This is a genomic window from Enterococcus sp. S183_ASV_20 (assembly GCF_018919685.1).
GTDB lineage: Bacteria > Bacillota > Bacilli > Lactobacillales > Enterococcaceae > Enterococcus > Enterococcus faecalis.
Genome location: NZ_JAHLRI010000209.1, coordinates 1 through 231, shown reverse-complemented (window position 1 = coordinate 231; position 231 = coordinate 1). Strand labels below are relative to the sequence as shown.

Annotated in this window: 1 protein-coding gene; it reads right to left on the bottom strand. The window is 40.3% G+C overall.

Annotated features, from left to right (window positions below; all coding sequences use genetic code 11):
- Window positions 1-231, bottom strand: a 231-nt coding sequence (locus tag KQI94_RS16440) for a GW dipeptide domain-containing protein (protein WP_216454705.1), incomplete at both ends; no start/stop codon positions are given.

The following is a 231-nucleotide window of genomic DNA, read 5'->3' as shown; positions in this document are numbered from 1 at the left end:
CCTATGATATGAACGCTTTGGTTCGCATATTTATCTCCCATACCGATATTAACGATTCCAGGAGCTGTATTCATAATCCCATTAAACACGCCGTGTTTTCCTGATTCAGCTGCTGGTTTTACTTTTGCCATGTAATCATAGCGTTTTTCATCTAGCAGCTCATCATACACATTGCTGAAGGCACGGCTGTCCAACCAGCCGATTGTTTGTCCATTTATTTGAAATTGATAA